Consider the following 14,362-nt stretch of genomic DNA (forward strand, 5'->3'; position numbering starts at 1 on the left):
TCGACTGCGGAACTGAGTTTAGCCGAAAATTTGGACGGTGGTCAACACCGTAAAAATGCTGTCGTGCGGCGGACGTTCGGACACGCCCGCCGCGGCTTACTCAATTGCTTTGCAGGAATCGTTTGATGATATCGGCGATCTGATCGGGCGCATCTTCAAAACAATAATGCCCCGCTACCGGTATGCGATGCACATCCGCGTTCGGGAAGAGCGCCGTGAACAGCGGCAGGAAAAGATGCGGATGCAACGTCTTGTCTGCATCGCCCCAGACTGCCAGCGCCGGCTTGCTGCGGATCGTTGCAATCGCCGCCGCGTCGGGCTCTTCGAACTGATGCGCACCGGTTGCAAAACCCTTGGCCCAGCCGATGGCGCCCAGGCAATCGCGCGGCGTGGCGAAGTGCGTGCCGTAGGCGGCAATCCATGCGTCGTTGATCACGCTGTTGTCTTCGAAGCCGTTGATCTTCATGGTGCTGAGAATATTGAAATCCAGTTGCCCCAATACCTGTTCCAGGCTGCCGTCTTCATTGGCTTTCACGATCCACTGGAACCACGGTGCGATGGCCGCGTTTTTAAGCAAGCGTTCCAACCCGTCGGGCTGTCCGAACGGCGTCGGGCCGTTGGTGGAAATAATGCGCTTGATCCGATCCGGATGGCGTGCGGCCAGGCCCATGCCGACCGGACCGCCAAAGTCGTGCATCACCAGCGTAATGTCGTTCAGGTCCCGCTGCAGAACGAATTTTTCCAGGTTGTCGATGTGATCCTGCAACCAGTAGCTGCGATCTTGCGGCGTCTCGCTCTTGCCGAAGCCCATGTGGTCGGGCACCACCACGCGGTAGTCTCCGCGCAGCGCCGTGATCAACGACCGATATAGATAGCCCCAGGTCGGCTCGCCATGCAGGCACAACACGATTTCGCCCGAGCGATCTCCCTCGTCGACGTAGTGCATCTGAAATCCATTGACTGTCTCGAAATGCGGTGCGAATGGAAAGGTCTTGTCAAAATCTGCGTGTGCCGGGATCAAGTTTTTCTCCTGATGGTTGATGATAAAAGTCGACAATAAATGGTTTTAAATTGAAACCAGATTGCTTTATACGCGACTTAATTTCATTATGCAAGTAACGACTTTTCACATCGACGTCACCGAGCGATTTCCATTTTCAAAGCAGGCATGAAAAAGCGCCACCCCTCTCACGAAGGACGGCGCTTCTTGCGACTGCTCTCAATTTCCGTTTGCTGGCGGCCGGCGACTCAGAATCCCAGGCGACGCAAATCTTCTTCGACAAACGCCTGTCCGCTGCGATTCTTCACCGCCGGCAGCTCCGCCACTTTCGCACGCCAGGCCTGCAACGCGCTCAGTTCGGCAGCGATCGGAATCCCCGCCGCATCAGCAAACGCCAGGCCGGCGAACACTGTGATATCGGCCATCGAGAATTGCTCCCCCGCGACGTAGCTGTTGTCGCGCAGGATGCCGTCAAAATACGCCATGCCCTGCAGCGCCTTGGCGCGTTCGCGTTCGCCCCATTCCTTGCGATGCGCCCATTCCGGACTCTTGTATTTTTCCAGGTCGCCGCCCAATCCTGGTGTCGCGTGATGGAAATAAATGCCGACGGCGTCAATCAGGCCGCTCTCGGCGCGGCGCTGCATCATATGAATGATCGCCTTTTCCTTCGGCGTGCGGCCGGTCAGCACCGGATTCCCGTCGAGGTTGTCGAGGTACTCGGTGATCGCGGTGCTTTCCGAGATCAGCGTGCCGTCGTCCAGTTCCAGCAGCGGCAGCACGCCTGAGGGATTCTTCGAGAGAAACGCGGCTTGCTTGTGCTCGGCGCCGATCAGGTCGACCGATTCGAACGTCACTTGCGAATCGAGGTTCTTTTGCGCCAGCACGATGCGAATGCGGGCAGGATTGGGGAAACCGGGGCGGTCATAGATCTTCATTGTTGATTCCTCTTCTGAATGTTTGTCGTTGTATCGATATTCGTAATGTTGCCTATCAGCCATTTATCTATCTATCGATAGATAGACAATAAGGTAGTACAATGCCGCTGTCAACAACTATCTACCGATAGAGAGGTTTTTGAATATCATGAATGCAATCGACACCCGCGAGAAAATCATGGCCGCCGCCCGCAAGACGGTGCAGGCGCATGGCTATAACGCGCTGAGTTTTCGGGATCTGGCCGCGGAAGTCGGGATCAAGAGCGCGAGCGTGCACTATCATTTCCCGACCAAGGGCGACCTCGGCGCGGCCCTCGCCCGCCGCTACACGGAAGACGGCAGCGCCTATCTGGGAAACCTGATGGAGACGCACAAGGATGCGCGCACCCGCGTCAAGAAATATGCGGAAATCTTCCGGGCTGCGCTGGCGGACGACAACCGCATGTGCCTGTGCGGCATCATGTCGGCCGAGCACAACGACTTGCCGCCGGAGGTGCGCGCCGAAGTCAATCGTTTCAACGACGTCAATATCGACTGGCTGACGGAAGTACTCACGCAAGCCGCGCCCGAAGCGAAATCGAAGAAAGCCGTACGCCGCCAGGCCATGAGCATCTTCGCGGCGATCGGCGGCGCACAGTTGATGGCGCGCGGACATGAAGACATCGCCGTCTACGACGAGATCGTCGACAGCTATCGTAACGCCGGCTTCATTCCCTGATCATCCTCTTTCAGAAATCAGCGCGGTTGCAAAAAAAGGCCCGGTGAGGGCCTGATTTGATGGATGCGTCTTCACTGCTCCTTACTGCTGCGCCGACAACTCCGGATTGATCGCCAGCAGCAACCACGGTTTTATTTCCGACCGCACGAACACGCCGGCCAGTGCAAACGGGTCCTGGTTGCGCAGGGACTCCGCCTCTTCTTTTGATGCGACTTCATACACCAGCAGACCGCCGCTGCCGTCCGGAAACGGCCCGCCGAAGGCCAGCTTGCCGGCGTCGAGCAGGCTCTTGACGTAGTCTTTGTGAGCCGGCGCATGGTCAGCCAGCAATTGCTGGTTATCGGTGTAGGCAAGATAGTTGACGAATTTCATGGCATTTCTTTCCTGACAAGTAAAGGGTTCAGATTTCGCGCTGCATCCGGCTGTCCAGCGAATACGCGCCGCCGCCGCGCAGCATCATGTACAACGCGACCAGTCCCAGCAGCACCGGATATTCGATGCCACGGTCGATCCACGGCCAGGTCGGTCCCATGGCGTAACTGATGGCAATCATTTCAATCAGCATCAGCAAGGCCAGCGGCCGCGTCAGCAGGCCCAGCGCCAGCATGGCGGCGCCGACGGTCTCCAGCAGCATCACAAGGAAAGCCAGTTGCGGCGCAAACGGCAGGCCCATGACCTCGCCGATCATGCGTATCGACCCCGCCATCGGATCGGCCATTGAGCCATGCGACACGCCCAGCGCCTTGGGCAGGCCATGGGTAAAAATGATGGCGCCGTAGCCGAGGCGCAGCAATGCATAAGCCACGCCCTCGCCGTGCGCATACCAGCGCACCAGCGCCGGAAAGACAAAGCGGCCGGCAGCCGGAGCCGTTGTGGTCGGGGAAGTTTTTTGCACGAAGCACCTGTATCCGTTTGAGAGCCAGACGCCATCATCGCGGCTATGGCGCGGGAGATAAATGGCCTGCCAGCGAATTGACTATTCGGCGCAGGCCAATAGTGTCGGCGATGCTAGCCCGCCGAACCCGGATGCTCCGTGAACAAGCTGGTGACCGCCGAGCGCAACCACACGATCTTGGGATCCTTGTGGAAGCGCCGGTGCCAGTGCATCTTGAGATCGTACTTGGGGATTTCCATCGGCGCCGAAATCACGCGCACGTTCTTCGCGCCGGCGAAGGCATTGGCTACCGGACGCGGCAACACCACTACCAGGTCGGAGCGTGCGATGATCGTTGGAATGCTCATGTAGTGCGAGGTACGCAAGACGATCTTGCGCTCGATCTTGCGCGCCACCAGCTCGGCTTCAAACATCTCCTGGCTGCGCCCGCCATCCTTGACGAAGGCATGCTCGGCCTCGGTGAATTGCTTGAGCGTCATGCGCGGCCCCTTGATCTTGTGGCCGGTGCGCACCATGCAGGTCAGGTCGTGCGAAAACAGGCGCTGCTGGAACACGTCGCTTTCCTTGATGTCCGGATAGTAGCCAAGCGCCAGATCCACCTCGCCCGAGATCAGCGCCTCTTCCAGCTTGTGCGGCGGCAGGCTGACCGAACGGATGCGCGTGTTGGGCGCCGCCTTTTTGAGGAAATCGAACAACGTCGGCAAAAACACGATCTCGCCGATGGCGCTGAGGCAGAACACGAATTCGTCGGTGGCGACCTCGGGATCGAAATCGGGACTGCGCAGGATCTCAGAGTCGATCAGGCCAATCACTTCGCGCGTCTTGTCGATCAGGTTCTGTGCACGCGGCGTCGGCGACATCACGCCGGCATGGCGGATGAACAAGGGGTCGCCGAATGAATGGCGCAGGCGCGCCAATGCCGCGCTGGCGGTGGGCTGGCTCAGCTTGAGCTGGGCCGCGGCGGCGGTGACGCTGCCGGTGTCGTAGACCGCCAGCAGCAGCCGCAACAGATTCAGATCGACTCTCATGATTGCCTGGTCAGATTCTCAAATTAAATGTCTCCCGCGCAGTGTGTCACAAAATGCCGCCGCGGCGATACCTGTCCAGCTGTCATGCCCGTGCCAGTTGCAAAGGCCCGCGCGCAAGTGCAACCGCCTCAAGCGGAGCGGCCTCGACCGCTCCAGTATGAAACGCGGCAATCGCCTGCGTCAACTTGCCGGCCTGCTCTTGCAGCGATTGCGCTGCGTCTGCGGCGTGTTCGACCAGCGCGGCGTTTTGCTGGGTCATGCCGTCCATCTGCGTGACCGCTGCGTTCACGCTCTCGATCCCGGCCAGTTGGCCGCCGGAGGCGTCGGCAATTTCGCCGACGATGCCCGATACTTCGCGGATTGCCTGGCGCACCTTGCCGACCGTGCCGCCCAGCGCGACCGCCTGACGCAAGCCGTCGTCGACCAGCAGGACGGATGAATCGATCAGGTGCTTGATCTCGCGCGCGGCCGCCGAAGAACGCTGTGCCAATGCGCGCACCTCCACCGCCACCACCGCGAACCCGCGCCCCTGCTCGCCGGCGCGCGCCGCTTCCACCGCCGCATTGAGCGCAAGGATATTGGTCTGGAATGCAATGCCGTCGATCAGGCCGGTGATGTCGGAAATCTTACCCGAGCTCTCGCTGATCTGGCCGATGGTGCCCGTCATGGCGTCGACCGCGTTGCTGCCGGCATCGGCCAATGACGAGGCGCTGCCGGCCAGCGTGCTGGCGCGCTGCGAACTCGCCGCCGTCTCGCGCACGCGGCCGGTGAGCTGGGTCATGGTCGAGGCGGTTTCTTCCAGCGACGCCGCCTGGCGCTCGGTGCGTGCCGACAGCGCCATGTTGCCTTCCGCCAGTTGCGCGGTGGTGATGGCGACCGACCGGCTGGCGTCGCGTACGCCGACCACGGTCTTTTCGATGTGCGCCAGCAGGCGATTGAAGGCCACCGCCGACTTGCCGAATTCGTCCCTGCGCGGCATCACCGCGCGCTTGGAAAAATCCATGAACACGGTCAGCTCTTCATACTTCCCGCATTGCCTCCGCAAGCCGCCGCAGATGATGCCGATCAGATGGCGTGCACTGCATGCGCAGAGCGCGACGCCAGCCGCCATCAGCGCAGCGACCGGCGCCACATCGATGCGGGGCGCGCCGTTCACTGCCGTCAGCGCAATCGCGCCCAGCGCCAGGTTCAGCGCCGCGCAGGCGCCGAACATCAGGACCAGCTTGGTGCGAATCAGATATAAAAATGAAAACATGCGTCCCCCTGCGTTATCCATCCGCAACCGACAAGAATTTTTTGGGATGCGAGCACCGCGAGCAAATCTGCCCACGGCGCCGCGCTCAATGCGCGTCGGCGGCGACCGGCGCCGGCGTGATGCGTTCGCGGTGCAGCGAGTTGACGACAAAGAGTGCGACAGCGGCCAGCGCGGTCGGTGCGGCAATCACCTGGAACAGCGATTGCGGATTGCCCAGCGTCATCATCAGCGCGCCGCCGATGACCGAGCCGATGATCGAACCGATACGTCCCACCGCCAGCGCCCAGGCAATACCGGTTGCCCGTGCCGCCGTCGGATAGATGCCGGCGACGAAGGCGTTCATCCCGGTCTGCGCACCCACCACGCCAAATCCGATCCAGAAGGCGACGAAGGCCAGCCAGCCCGAGCTGTGGATGACGTAACCCAGCGAGATCAGCGCGATGCCCGACAGGAAATAGGAACCCGACAACACCGCACACGGATTGAATTTATCCATCATGCGCGCCAGCACGATCGCCCCGATGGTGCCACCCAGCGGCACCATGGCGCCGATACGTGCGGCAGTCGGAATCGAGTAGCCGGCATCTTTCATGATGGTCGGCAACCAGCTCGACAGCAGGTAGAACACGAACAGCGAGCAGAAGTACGCCACCCAGATCAGCAAGGTGCGCTTGGCGAAACCGCCGACGAACAATTGCGACACGGGAGATTTCTGCTTGCCGACGGCGTCACCCGCCAGGATTGTGTGCTCGCTCCAGCGCTTGTCGCCGACGATGCGCTCGATCACCTTGTGCAAGCTCGCTGCTTTCTCGGGATGCACCGCCAGATAGCGCACCGACTCCGGCAGCAGGCGCCACAGGAAGGGAATCAGCACCAGCGGCGCGATGCCGCCCAGGATCAGCACGCCGCGCCAACCGTAGCTCGCGATGATCTGCGCCGACAATTCGCCGCCCAACGCAAAGCCCGCCGTGAAGCCGCAGAAGCTCAGCGTCACCAGCAGCACGCGCTGTTTCTGCGGAGAAAATTCCGAGGTCAAGGCGATGCAGATCGGCATTGCGCCGCCCAGACCGATGCCGATCAGGAAACGCATCACCGTCAGCATCTGCAGTGAAGTCGAGAACGCCGAAATCAGCGTCCCAACACCGAACACGAACATGGAAATCAGGATGGCTTTCTTGCGACCGATGCGGTCAGCCAGCGGCCCCATCAGGAACGCCCCGATCATCAGGCCGAACAGGCCGGCGCCGAAGGCCGGTCCCAGCTGGGCCGGCGACAGGCCCCATTCCTGGCGCAAGGCCGGGGCGATGTAGCCGATCGAGGCGGTGTCGAAACCGTCGATGGCGACGATGATGAAACACAGCACCAGCACCGAAATCTGGTACAGCGACAGCTTGCTGGAACTGATGATCTCATCGATCGTCACGGTTTTTTTGATAGTCATGGATATCTCCTCCTGAGTCATTATTTTTTAGTTTTTTCGTTCTTGTTCTGCTTGATCAACGATTCGCCAGATCCAGCGCGACGTCGACGATCATGTCTTCCTGCCCGCCGACCATGCGGCGCTTGCCGAGCTCGACCAGGATGTCCACGGTCTTGATGCCGTATTTGGCCGAGGCCGTTTCGGCATGGCGCAGGAAGCTCGAGTACACGCCGGCATAACCCAGCGCCAGCGTCTCGCGGTCGACCCGCACCGGCCGGTCCTGCATCGGCCGCACGATGTCGTCGGCGGCGTCCATCAGCGCGTACAGGTCGCAGCCGTGGTTCCAGCCCATGCGTTCGGCAGCGGCGATGAACACCTCCAGCGGCGCATTGCCGGCGCCGGCGCCCATGCCGGCCAGGCTGGCGTCGACGCGGTCGCAGCCCTCTTCCACCGCGACCATGCTGTTGGCAACGCCGAGGCTGAGGTTGTGGTGCGCATGCATGCCGGTTTCCGTCTCCGGCTTGAGCACGTCCTTCAATGCACGGAAGCGATCACGCACCTGGTTCATCGTCAGCGCTCCGCCCGAATCGACCACGTAGATGCAGGTCGCGCCGTAGCCTTCCATCAGCCTGGCCTGCGCCGCCAGTTCGGCCGGCGCGATCATGTGGCTCATCATCAGGAAGCCGACCGTGTCCATGCCGAGCTCACGCGCGTATTCGATGTGCTGGCGCGAAATGTTTGCTTCGGTGCAATGGGTGGCCACGCGCACGATGCGCGCACCGGCCTGGTAAGCATTCTTGAGGTCGTGGATGGTGCCGATGCCGGGCAACAGCAGCGTCGCAATTCTGGCATGTTTGACGGTGTCGGCGACAGCTTCAATCCATTCGAGGTCGCTGTGCGCGCCGAAGCCGTAGTTGAAGCTTGATCCCTGCAGACCGTCGCCGTGGGCAACTTCGATGCTGTCGACGCGAGCGGCGTCGAGGGCGGCGGCGATGCGGCGCACCTGTTCGAGCGAATACTGGTGACGCACGGCATGGCTGCCGTCGCGTAACGTGACGTCGGAAATATAGATTTTCTTCATGGTGATAGTGGTGCCGGTCATCTCAATTCTCCAGTGCAGCAGTCGACAGCGCGTGCTGCGCAAAACGTTCCGCGCAGGCCAGCGCCGCGCTGGTCATGATGTCGAGGTTGCCGGCATAAGCCGGCAGGTAGTGCGCGGCGCCTTCGACTTCCAGGAACACCGAGGTCTTGAGCCCGCTGATCTTGCCGACGCCGGGGATGTTCAGCGGCTGCTCCGGGCTGATCACATCGAACTGCACGCGTTGCTTGAGGCGATAGCCGGCGACGTACTTCTGCACCTCGGCAGCCATCTGCGCCACCGAGGCTTCGATCGCGGCCTGATCGCAAGGCTCGGACAGGCAGAACACCGAGTCGCGCATCATCATCGGCGGCTCGGCCGGATTGAGCACGATGATGGCCTTGCCCTTGGTGGCGCCGCCGATGGTTTCAATGGCGCGCGAGGTGGTTTCGGTGAACTCGTCGATGTTGGCGCGCGTGCCGGGACCGGCGGACTTGCTGGAGATCGACGCCACGATCTCGGCGTAGTGGACATTGGCCACACGCGACACGGCCGCCACGACAGGAATCGTGGCCTGGCCGCCGCAAGTCACCATGTTGACGTTGCTGCTGTCGAGGTGCTGCTCCAGATTGACCACAGGCACCAGATAGGGACCGATGGCGGCCGGCGTCAGGTCGATGACCTTGATGCCGTGCGGCTGCAAGAGTGCATTGTGCTTGGGATGATCGCCGGCGCTGGTGGCGTCGAACACCACGCGGATGTCCTCGAATCCAGGCAGGTTCAACAGGCCGTTGATGCCTTCGTGCGTGATCGGCACGCCGAGACGGGCGGCGCGCGCCAGGCCGTCCGAGCCGGCGTCGATGCCGACCATGGCGCCCATTTCCAGATGCTTGCTGTTGCGCATCACCTTGATCATCAGGTCGGTGCCGATGTTGCCGGAACCGATGATGGCGACTTTCATTTTTGCGTTGCTGTTCATGTGATTCTCTCTTTCCTGTTCTCTAGCGTCCGAGCGCCTTGGCGCTCTTGCCGCCGATGCCGAAATGCGCCTTCGGCAATTCGTTGAGCAGCACGCGCACGCTTTCGCGCGGCGCACCGATGCTTTGTACGGTGGCCTCGGTCAGCGCCACAATCAGCGCTTCCTTCTGCTCATCGTTGCGGCCTTCCATCAGGTTCACTTGAATGATCGGCATGTTTTTCCCTTGCTTGGTTTCTGTGGCGGATCAGGAGAACTGCATCTCGACCGAACCCAGCCATTGGTAATCGACCATGATGCGGTCGCCCTTTTCCACTGCAATCGCTTCGGTGGCGCCGCCGGTCATGATCAGCACGCCGGCCGGGATTTCCTTGCCGCGCGCGCCCAGCATGTTGGCCAGCATCGCTACGCTGGCCGCCGGATGGCCGAGCACCGCTGCACCTGACGCCACGGTGGCGACGTCGCCGTTCTTGCGCAGCACGATGCCGAGGTTGCGCAGGTCCAGGCCGCCGACCTGGCGGTACTGGTCGCCGACCACATAGCGCGCCGCCGAGGTGTTGTCGGCGATCACACTCTTCAGGTCGAACTTGAAATTTTCATAGCGCGAATCGATCACTTCCACCGTCGCCACCACATAATCGGTCGCCGCCAGCACTTCGCCGATGTGGCAGCCCGGTCCCTTGAGCGGGCGATTGAGCACGAAGCCGATTTCCGCTTCGACCTTCGGATGGATCAGCGATGACGTGTCGATGGTGGCGCCGGTCCGGTATGCATGCAGGCCGTTGAGGAAACCGTAGATCGGTTCCTTCACGCCCATCTGCTTGATCTTGGCCGGCGAAGTCAGCCCCATCTTGAGACCCGAGACCGGCGTGCCACGCTGTTCCTTGCGCGCGCGGATCGCATCCTGGATGGCGTAGGCGTCTTCCCAGTCCATGTCGGGATGCTTGTCGGTGATCTTGCTGACAGCGGTGGCGTTGAGCTCGGCGTTTTCCAGATGCTCCGCCAGCGCCGCGATAGTTGCTTGGTCCAGTTGCATGATTTGTTGTCCTTAAATGAAACGCACCGAGGCCGAGCCGATGCCGCCCAGGCTCATGCGCAGGCTGTCGCCGGCCTGCACCGGCAGCATCGCCGCCAGCGAACCGGAGAGAATGACTTCGCCGGCTTCCAGCGGCATGCCGAGCGCGCCCAGCGTGTTGGCCAGCCAGGCCACGGCAGTCAGAGGATTGCCCAGCGCTGCGGCGCCGGCGCCGGTGGCGGCGATCTCGCCGTTCTTTTCCAGCGTCATGCCGACCGTGCGCAAGTCCAGCGTGCGCGGATCGACGGCGGTGTCGCCGAGCACGAACACACCCGAGGAGGCGTTGTCGGCGACGGTGTCTTCGATCTTGATTTTCCAGTCGCGGATGCGCGAGTCGACGATCTCGAAACATGGCAACACATAGTCGGTGGCGCGCAGCACGTCGGCTTCGGTGATGCCGGGGCCGGCCAGTTCATGCTTGAGGATGAAGGCGATCTCGCCCTCGGCCTTGGGCGCGATCAGGCCACTCACGACGATCGCATCGCCGTCGTTGCAGACCATCGCCGACGTCAGGTGGCCGAAGTCGGGCTGGCCGACGTTGAGCATGTCCATGACGACCTTGCTGGTGACGCCGATCTTCTTGCCGATGATGCGTTCGCCGGCCTGCACGCGACGGGCGATCATGTGCAGCTGGATCCGGTAGGCGTCTTCGATGCCGATGCCGGGGACACGTCCGGTCAGCGGATCGACGGGCGTGCAGTCGACCAGTGCCTGGTACAGCTCGTTGCCGTATCTCTCGATGTCGGCGTTGTTCATGGTGCTCATGGTTTCCTCAAGGTCAAAGTTTCACGCAGACGTTTTTCAATTCGGTATAAAACTCAAGCGAATGCACGCCGCCTTCGCGGCCGATGCCGGAATGTTTCGATCCGCCGAAGGCTGTACGCAGGTCGCGCAGGAACCACGAGTTGATCCAGCAGATCCCGACGTTCAGTGCGCGACCCATGCGATGCGCAGTGCCGACGTCGCTGGTCCAGACCGTTGCGGCCAGGCCGTAGGGGGTGTCGTTGGCGAGCGCAATGACTTCGTCTTCTGTGTCGAAGGGTGCGATGTGGCAGCACGGTCCGAAGATTTCTTCGCGCACCACTGCCGCGCTTTCCGGCAGGCCGGTCCAGATGGTCGGCTGCACCCAGGCGCCGTCCTTGAGCGCATCGTCGAGGACCGGAATGCCGCCGCCGGTGACCACGCTCGCGCCCTCTTCCACGGCCTTCTGGTAATACGACAGCACTTTGCGGCGATGTTCTTGCGAGACCAGCGGGCCGAAGTTGGTGCCGTCGGCAAGTGGATCGCCGAGCTTGAAGCTCTCCGCCTTGGCCTTCAATGCGGCGACGAAGTTGTCGAAGATCGAACGCTGTACGTACACGCGCTCGGTGCCGAGGCAGACCTGGCCCGAGTTGTCGAAGGCGGCGCGCGCGATGCCGGCGACCGCCTTGTCGAAATCAGCGTCGGCGAACACCACTCCCGGGTTTTTACCGCCCAGTTCCATCGATACCGGACGCACGCCTTTGGCAGCGGCCGCCATGATGGCTTCTCCGGTGCCAGTCTCGCCGGTGAAGGTGATGGCGTTGACATGTTGATTGCGCGTCAGGAATTCGCCCGCCGAGTCTTTGCCGAAACCGTGCACCACGTTGTAGACACCGGGAGGCACGCCGACTTCGTTCATGACTTCGGCCAGCAGGGTTGCGGTGGCCGGCGTTTCTTCCGACGGCTTGACCACGACGGTATTGCCGCAGGCCAGCGCCGGGCCGACCTTCCAGGTCATCAGCAGCAGCGGCAGGTTCCACGGACAGATCACGGCGATCACGCCCTTGGGACCGCGCACGCCGTAGTTCAACGCCTGGCCGCCGTCCGGCGTGACCATGTCGAAGCTTTCGGTCGGTACGTTCTTGACAACGTCGGCAAAGATCTTGAAGTTGGCCGCGCCGCGCGGAATGTCGAGATGGCTCGCCAAGGAATAGGGTTTTCCGGTGTCTGCGATTTCCGCCGCAACGAATTCATCGAAGCGCGCCATGATGCCGTCGGCCACCGCGTGCATCATCTCCGAACGCTTGGCGGTCGACATCTTGCCCCACGGGCCGTTGAGTGCATCGCGCGCGGCCTGCACGGCGGCGTCGACTTCGGCCTGGCCGGCTTCGCTGATAGTGCCGATCAGCGCGTTGTTGGCGGGGTTGCGGTTCTCGAAATACCTGTCGCTCTCGACCCACTTGCCGTTGATGAAGTTGGGAAATTTGTCCCGTTCTGTTCTACTCATGTCTGTTCCTGTCCGTTCCAGTTGATTCGAATAATTGATTCAGAAAGTTGCTTCAGGGTCGCCTGCGCTCAGGTAATCCCACATGCGTTCGAAAATGCGGCCGGCGTCGGTGGCGCGCAGTGCTGCTTCTTCATCGTTCAGCACCACGCCCTGCGCTTCCAGTCCGGCGCTGCGCACCTGCAGTTCGACGCGGGCGGCGTCTTCCAGGTACCAAGTCAGGACCAATGCTTTTTCCAGCGTCGGCGCGGCGACCACGGCGCCGTTCCCACGCATGACGACGACGTTGCCCTGACCGACCGCCTGCGCCACGCCCGCCGCCTGCTGCTCGGTGCGGATCAGTTGCGGGTCATCCCACAGCGGCACCGGCGCGGGAAAGTAAGAGCCCATGCCGTGGCGGCGCTGCGGCGTGCAGCGCGCTGTCGACAGCGACATCACGGTCGGCGGCATGCTGCGAATCACCGCGCCGAGCTCGGGACGATTGCGATAAATCTGTTGATGGATGCGCACCTCGCCGAGCACGCCTTCCGGCAGCGGGCCGTCCACCGGTACCACAACGCCGTCATCAGCGGACGTAATCAACGACATCGGCTTCGGCGCGCACACCAGGAAATGGCCGGCATCCAGGCGCAGGCTGCAATGGCCGTAGGCATGGACCAGATTGGCGCGAGCCAGTGCGCGCGCGGCGATGCGCAACCGGCGTTGCTGTGCTGCGGATGCAGCGATGATGGATGGCGTGTTCATGCCTTGAACTCCGGAATGTCGGGCTTGGAGCCCCATTGGCAAAACGAATCAGGTTGAAACGGAAACTGCCGCGGCAGATAGGTCCGTTCGTCTTCTTCGGTGATCATGCGCACGCCGGTCGAGTACTCGTAAGTCATGCCGTCCGGGCCCTCGAAGTACAGGAACATCGCGCCCGATGTCGGATGACGGCCGGGGCCGAAGCGGATCGGGATCTTGTGTTCCAGCAGCAGGTAGTAGGCACGCATGACGTCATCGATGCTTTCCACCTGGTGGTTGATGTGCTGGATGCCGGCGTAGGTCGACGGGAACAGCGCGATCTTGTGATGCACGTCGTCGATGCGCAGCAGCGGCGCGGCGCCGATCCAGTCGCTCACCTTGGCGCTGGCCAGCTTGGTCCAGAAAGCTTCGTCGCGTTTGGGATCGGTAGTGCGCAGGCCGACGTGGCTGAAACCGGTGATGCCCGCATCGCGTGTCGGGAAGTAGCGCCGGCCGCTGTGATGCGGCGCCAGCACCAGGTCGATGCTGTTGCCGCTCGGATCCTTGAAGTTGAGGAAGCCGCGCACGTGGCGCTCTTCGCATTCCTGCGCGCTGCCGAGATGAATTTTGAACCGGTTGCTTTCCAGCGTCGCGGCGGCGGCGTCGAAGGCGCTGCCGTCTTCCACTTCGAATGCCGTGGTGTGATCGCGCGTGTCGCCCTCGAAATAGCACAGCGTGTGGTCGCGGCTGTCGGAACGGAAATAGATCGCCTTCGGATCGCGGCGAACCACTTCCAGTCCGAGGATGGTGGTGGCGTATTTTTCCGCACCGGCCAGGTCGCGGGTGCCGAGACGGACGTAACGGATGTCGTGCAGATTGATCATGCCTTTTCCTTTGAAGTCGGCGCGACGTCGCGGCGCGGTTGCGATGCGGCGCGGAGGAAACAGGCACGTGTGGGCGACGACGCGTTGGTCGTGGCATGTCGATGGCGAGCCATTGCTGGCTTCTGTCTCCGCC

General features: G+C 62.0%; 15 protein-coding genes and 1 pseudogene. 1 reads left to right on the forward strand and 15 read right to left on the reverse strand.

All coding sequences use genetic code 11. The annotated features are described in order from the left end of the window. Positions 1 to 100 precede the first annotated feature (100 nt). Both ACIROY_RS04400 and ACIROY_RS04405 read right to left on the reverse strand, forming a co-directional pair. Positions 101 to 946, reverse strand: a complete 846-nt coding sequence (locus ACIROY_RS04400; protein ID WP_402339958.1) for an alpha/beta fold hydrolase — start codon at positions 944 to 946, stop codon at positions 101 to 103. Between the two features lie 302 nt (positions 947 to 1,248). After that, positions 1,249 to 1,935, reverse strand: a complete 687-nt coding sequence (locus ACIROY_RS04405) for a glutathione S-transferase (protein WP_402270750.1) — start codon at positions 1,933 to 1,935, stop codon at positions 1,249 to 1,251. A 148-nt stretch (positions 1,936 to 2,083) separates the two neighbouring features. Here ACIROY_RS04405 and ACIROY_RS04410 point away from each other — a divergent pair, with 148 nt between their 5' ends. Next, positions 2,084 to 2,653: a TetR/AcrR family transcriptional regulator gene (locus ACIROY_RS04410; RefSeq protein ID WP_402339960.1), complete on the forward strand. Its 570-nt coding sequence runs from the start codon at positions 2,084 to 2,086 to the stop codon at positions 2,651 to 2,653. A gap of 81 nt (positions 2,654 to 2,734) precedes the next feature. On the opposite strand, the gene ACIROY_RS04415 is transcribed toward ACIROY_RS04410, so the two are convergent. The 13 genes and pseudogenes from ACIROY_RS04415 to ACIROY_RS04475 all read right to left on the reverse strand — a co-directional run bounded on the left by ACIROY_RS04415 (position 2,735) and on the right by ACIROY_RS04475 (position 14,229). Next, positions 2,735 to 3,025, reverse strand: a complete 291-nt coding sequence (locus ACIROY_RS04415; protein WP_402270746.1) for a YciI family protein — start codon at positions 3,023 to 3,025, stop codon at positions 2,735 to 2,737. A gap of 28 nt (positions 3,026 to 3,053) precedes the next feature. Then, positions 3,054 to 3,548: a DoxX family protein gene (locus tag ACIROY_RS04420; RefSeq protein WP_402339963.1), complete on the reverse strand. Its 495-nt coding sequence runs from the start codon at positions 3,546 to 3,548 to the stop codon at positions 3,054 to 3,056. A 113-nt stretch (positions 3,549 to 3,661) separates the two neighbouring features. Beyond that, positions 3,662 to 4,576: a LysR family transcriptional regulator gene (locus tag ACIROY_RS04425; RefSeq protein ID WP_402339966.1), complete on the reverse strand. Its 915-nt coding sequence runs from the start codon at positions 4,574 to 4,576 to the stop codon at positions 3,662 to 3,664. Between the two features lie 82 nt (positions 4,577 to 4,658). Continuing rightward, positions 4,659 to 5,831: a methyl-accepting chemotaxis protein gene (locus tag ACIROY_RS04430; protein WP_402339968.1), complete on the reverse strand. Its 1,173-nt coding sequence runs from the start codon at positions 5,829 to 5,831 to the stop codon at positions 4,659 to 4,661. Positions 5,832 to 5,916: 85 nt separating this feature from the next. Further along, positions 5,917 to 7,272 (reverse strand): MFS transporter, encoded by a 1,356-nt coding sequence (locus tag ACIROY_RS04435; protein ID WP_402339970.1) that lies wholly within the window; start codon positions 7,270 to 7,272, stop codon positions 5,917 to 5,919. 55 nt (positions 7,273 to 7,327) lie between these two features. Then, positions 7,328 to 8,338: a 4-hydroxy-2-oxovalerate aldolase gene (gene dmpG / locus ACIROY_RS04440; RefSeq protein WP_402272421.1), complete on the reverse strand. Its 1,011-nt coding sequence runs from the start codon at positions 8,336 to 8,338 to the stop codon at positions 7,328 to 7,330. A 16-nt stretch (positions 8,339 to 8,354) separates the two neighbouring features. Beyond that, positions 8,355 to 9,308: an acetaldehyde dehydrogenase (acetylating) gene (locus tag ACIROY_RS04445; RefSeq protein ID WP_402339973.1), complete on the reverse strand. Its 954-nt coding sequence runs from the start codon at positions 9,306 to 9,308 to the stop codon at positions 8,355 to 8,357. Positions 9,309 to 9,330: 22 nt separating this feature from the next. Further along, positions 9,331 to 9,525: pseudogene (locus tag ACIROY_RS04450) on the reverse strand (4-oxalocrotonate tautomerase); the annotation flags it as partial. Between the two features lie 27 nt (positions 9,526 to 9,552). Beyond that, positions 9,553 to 10,341 (reverse strand): 2-oxo-3-hexenedioate decarboxylase, encoded by a 789-nt coding sequence (gene dmpH / locus ACIROY_RS04455; protein WP_402339976.1) that lies wholly within the window; start codon positions 10,339 to 10,341, stop codon positions 9,553 to 9,555. A gap of 12 nt (positions 10,342 to 10,353) precedes the next feature. Then, positions 10,354 to 11,136, reverse strand: coding sequence for a 2-oxopent-4-enoate hydratase (gene dmpE, locus ACIROY_RS04460; RefSeq protein WP_402340160.1), 783 nt, complete (start codon positions 11,134 to 11,136; stop codon positions 10,354 to 10,356). A 22-nt stretch (positions 11,137 to 11,158) separates the two neighbouring features. Further along, positions 11,159 to 12,628, reverse strand: a complete 1,470-nt coding sequence (locus tag ACIROY_RS04465) for a 2-hydroxymuconic semialdehyde dehydrogenase (protein WP_402339979.1) — start codon at positions 12,626 to 12,628, stop codon at positions 11,159 to 11,161. A gap of 39 nt (positions 12,629 to 12,667) precedes the next feature. Beyond that, positions 12,668 to 13,369, reverse strand: a complete 702-nt coding sequence (locus ACIROY_RS04470) for a class II aldolase/adducin family protein (protein WP_402339982.1) — start codon at positions 13,367 to 13,369, stop codon at positions 12,668 to 12,670. Continuing rightward, positions 13,366 to 14,229 carry a VOC family protein gene (locus tag ACIROY_RS04475; RefSeq protein ID WP_402270725.1) on the reverse strand — a complete coding sequence of 288 codons (864 nt, stop codon included), beginning with the start codon at positions 14,227 to 14,229 and terminating at the stop codon, positions 13,366 to 13,368. The genes ACIROY_RS04470 and ACIROY_RS04475 overlap by 4 nt, the downstream gene beginning before the upstream one ends. Positions 14,230 to 14,362 lie beyond the last annotated feature (133 nt).

The sequence above is a fragment of the Herbaspirillum sp. NPDC101396 genome, assembly GCF_044767365.1.
In the GTDB taxonomy this organism is placed as follows: domain Bacteria; phylum Pseudomonadota; class Gammaproteobacteria; order Burkholderiales; family Burkholderiaceae_D; genus Herbaspirillum.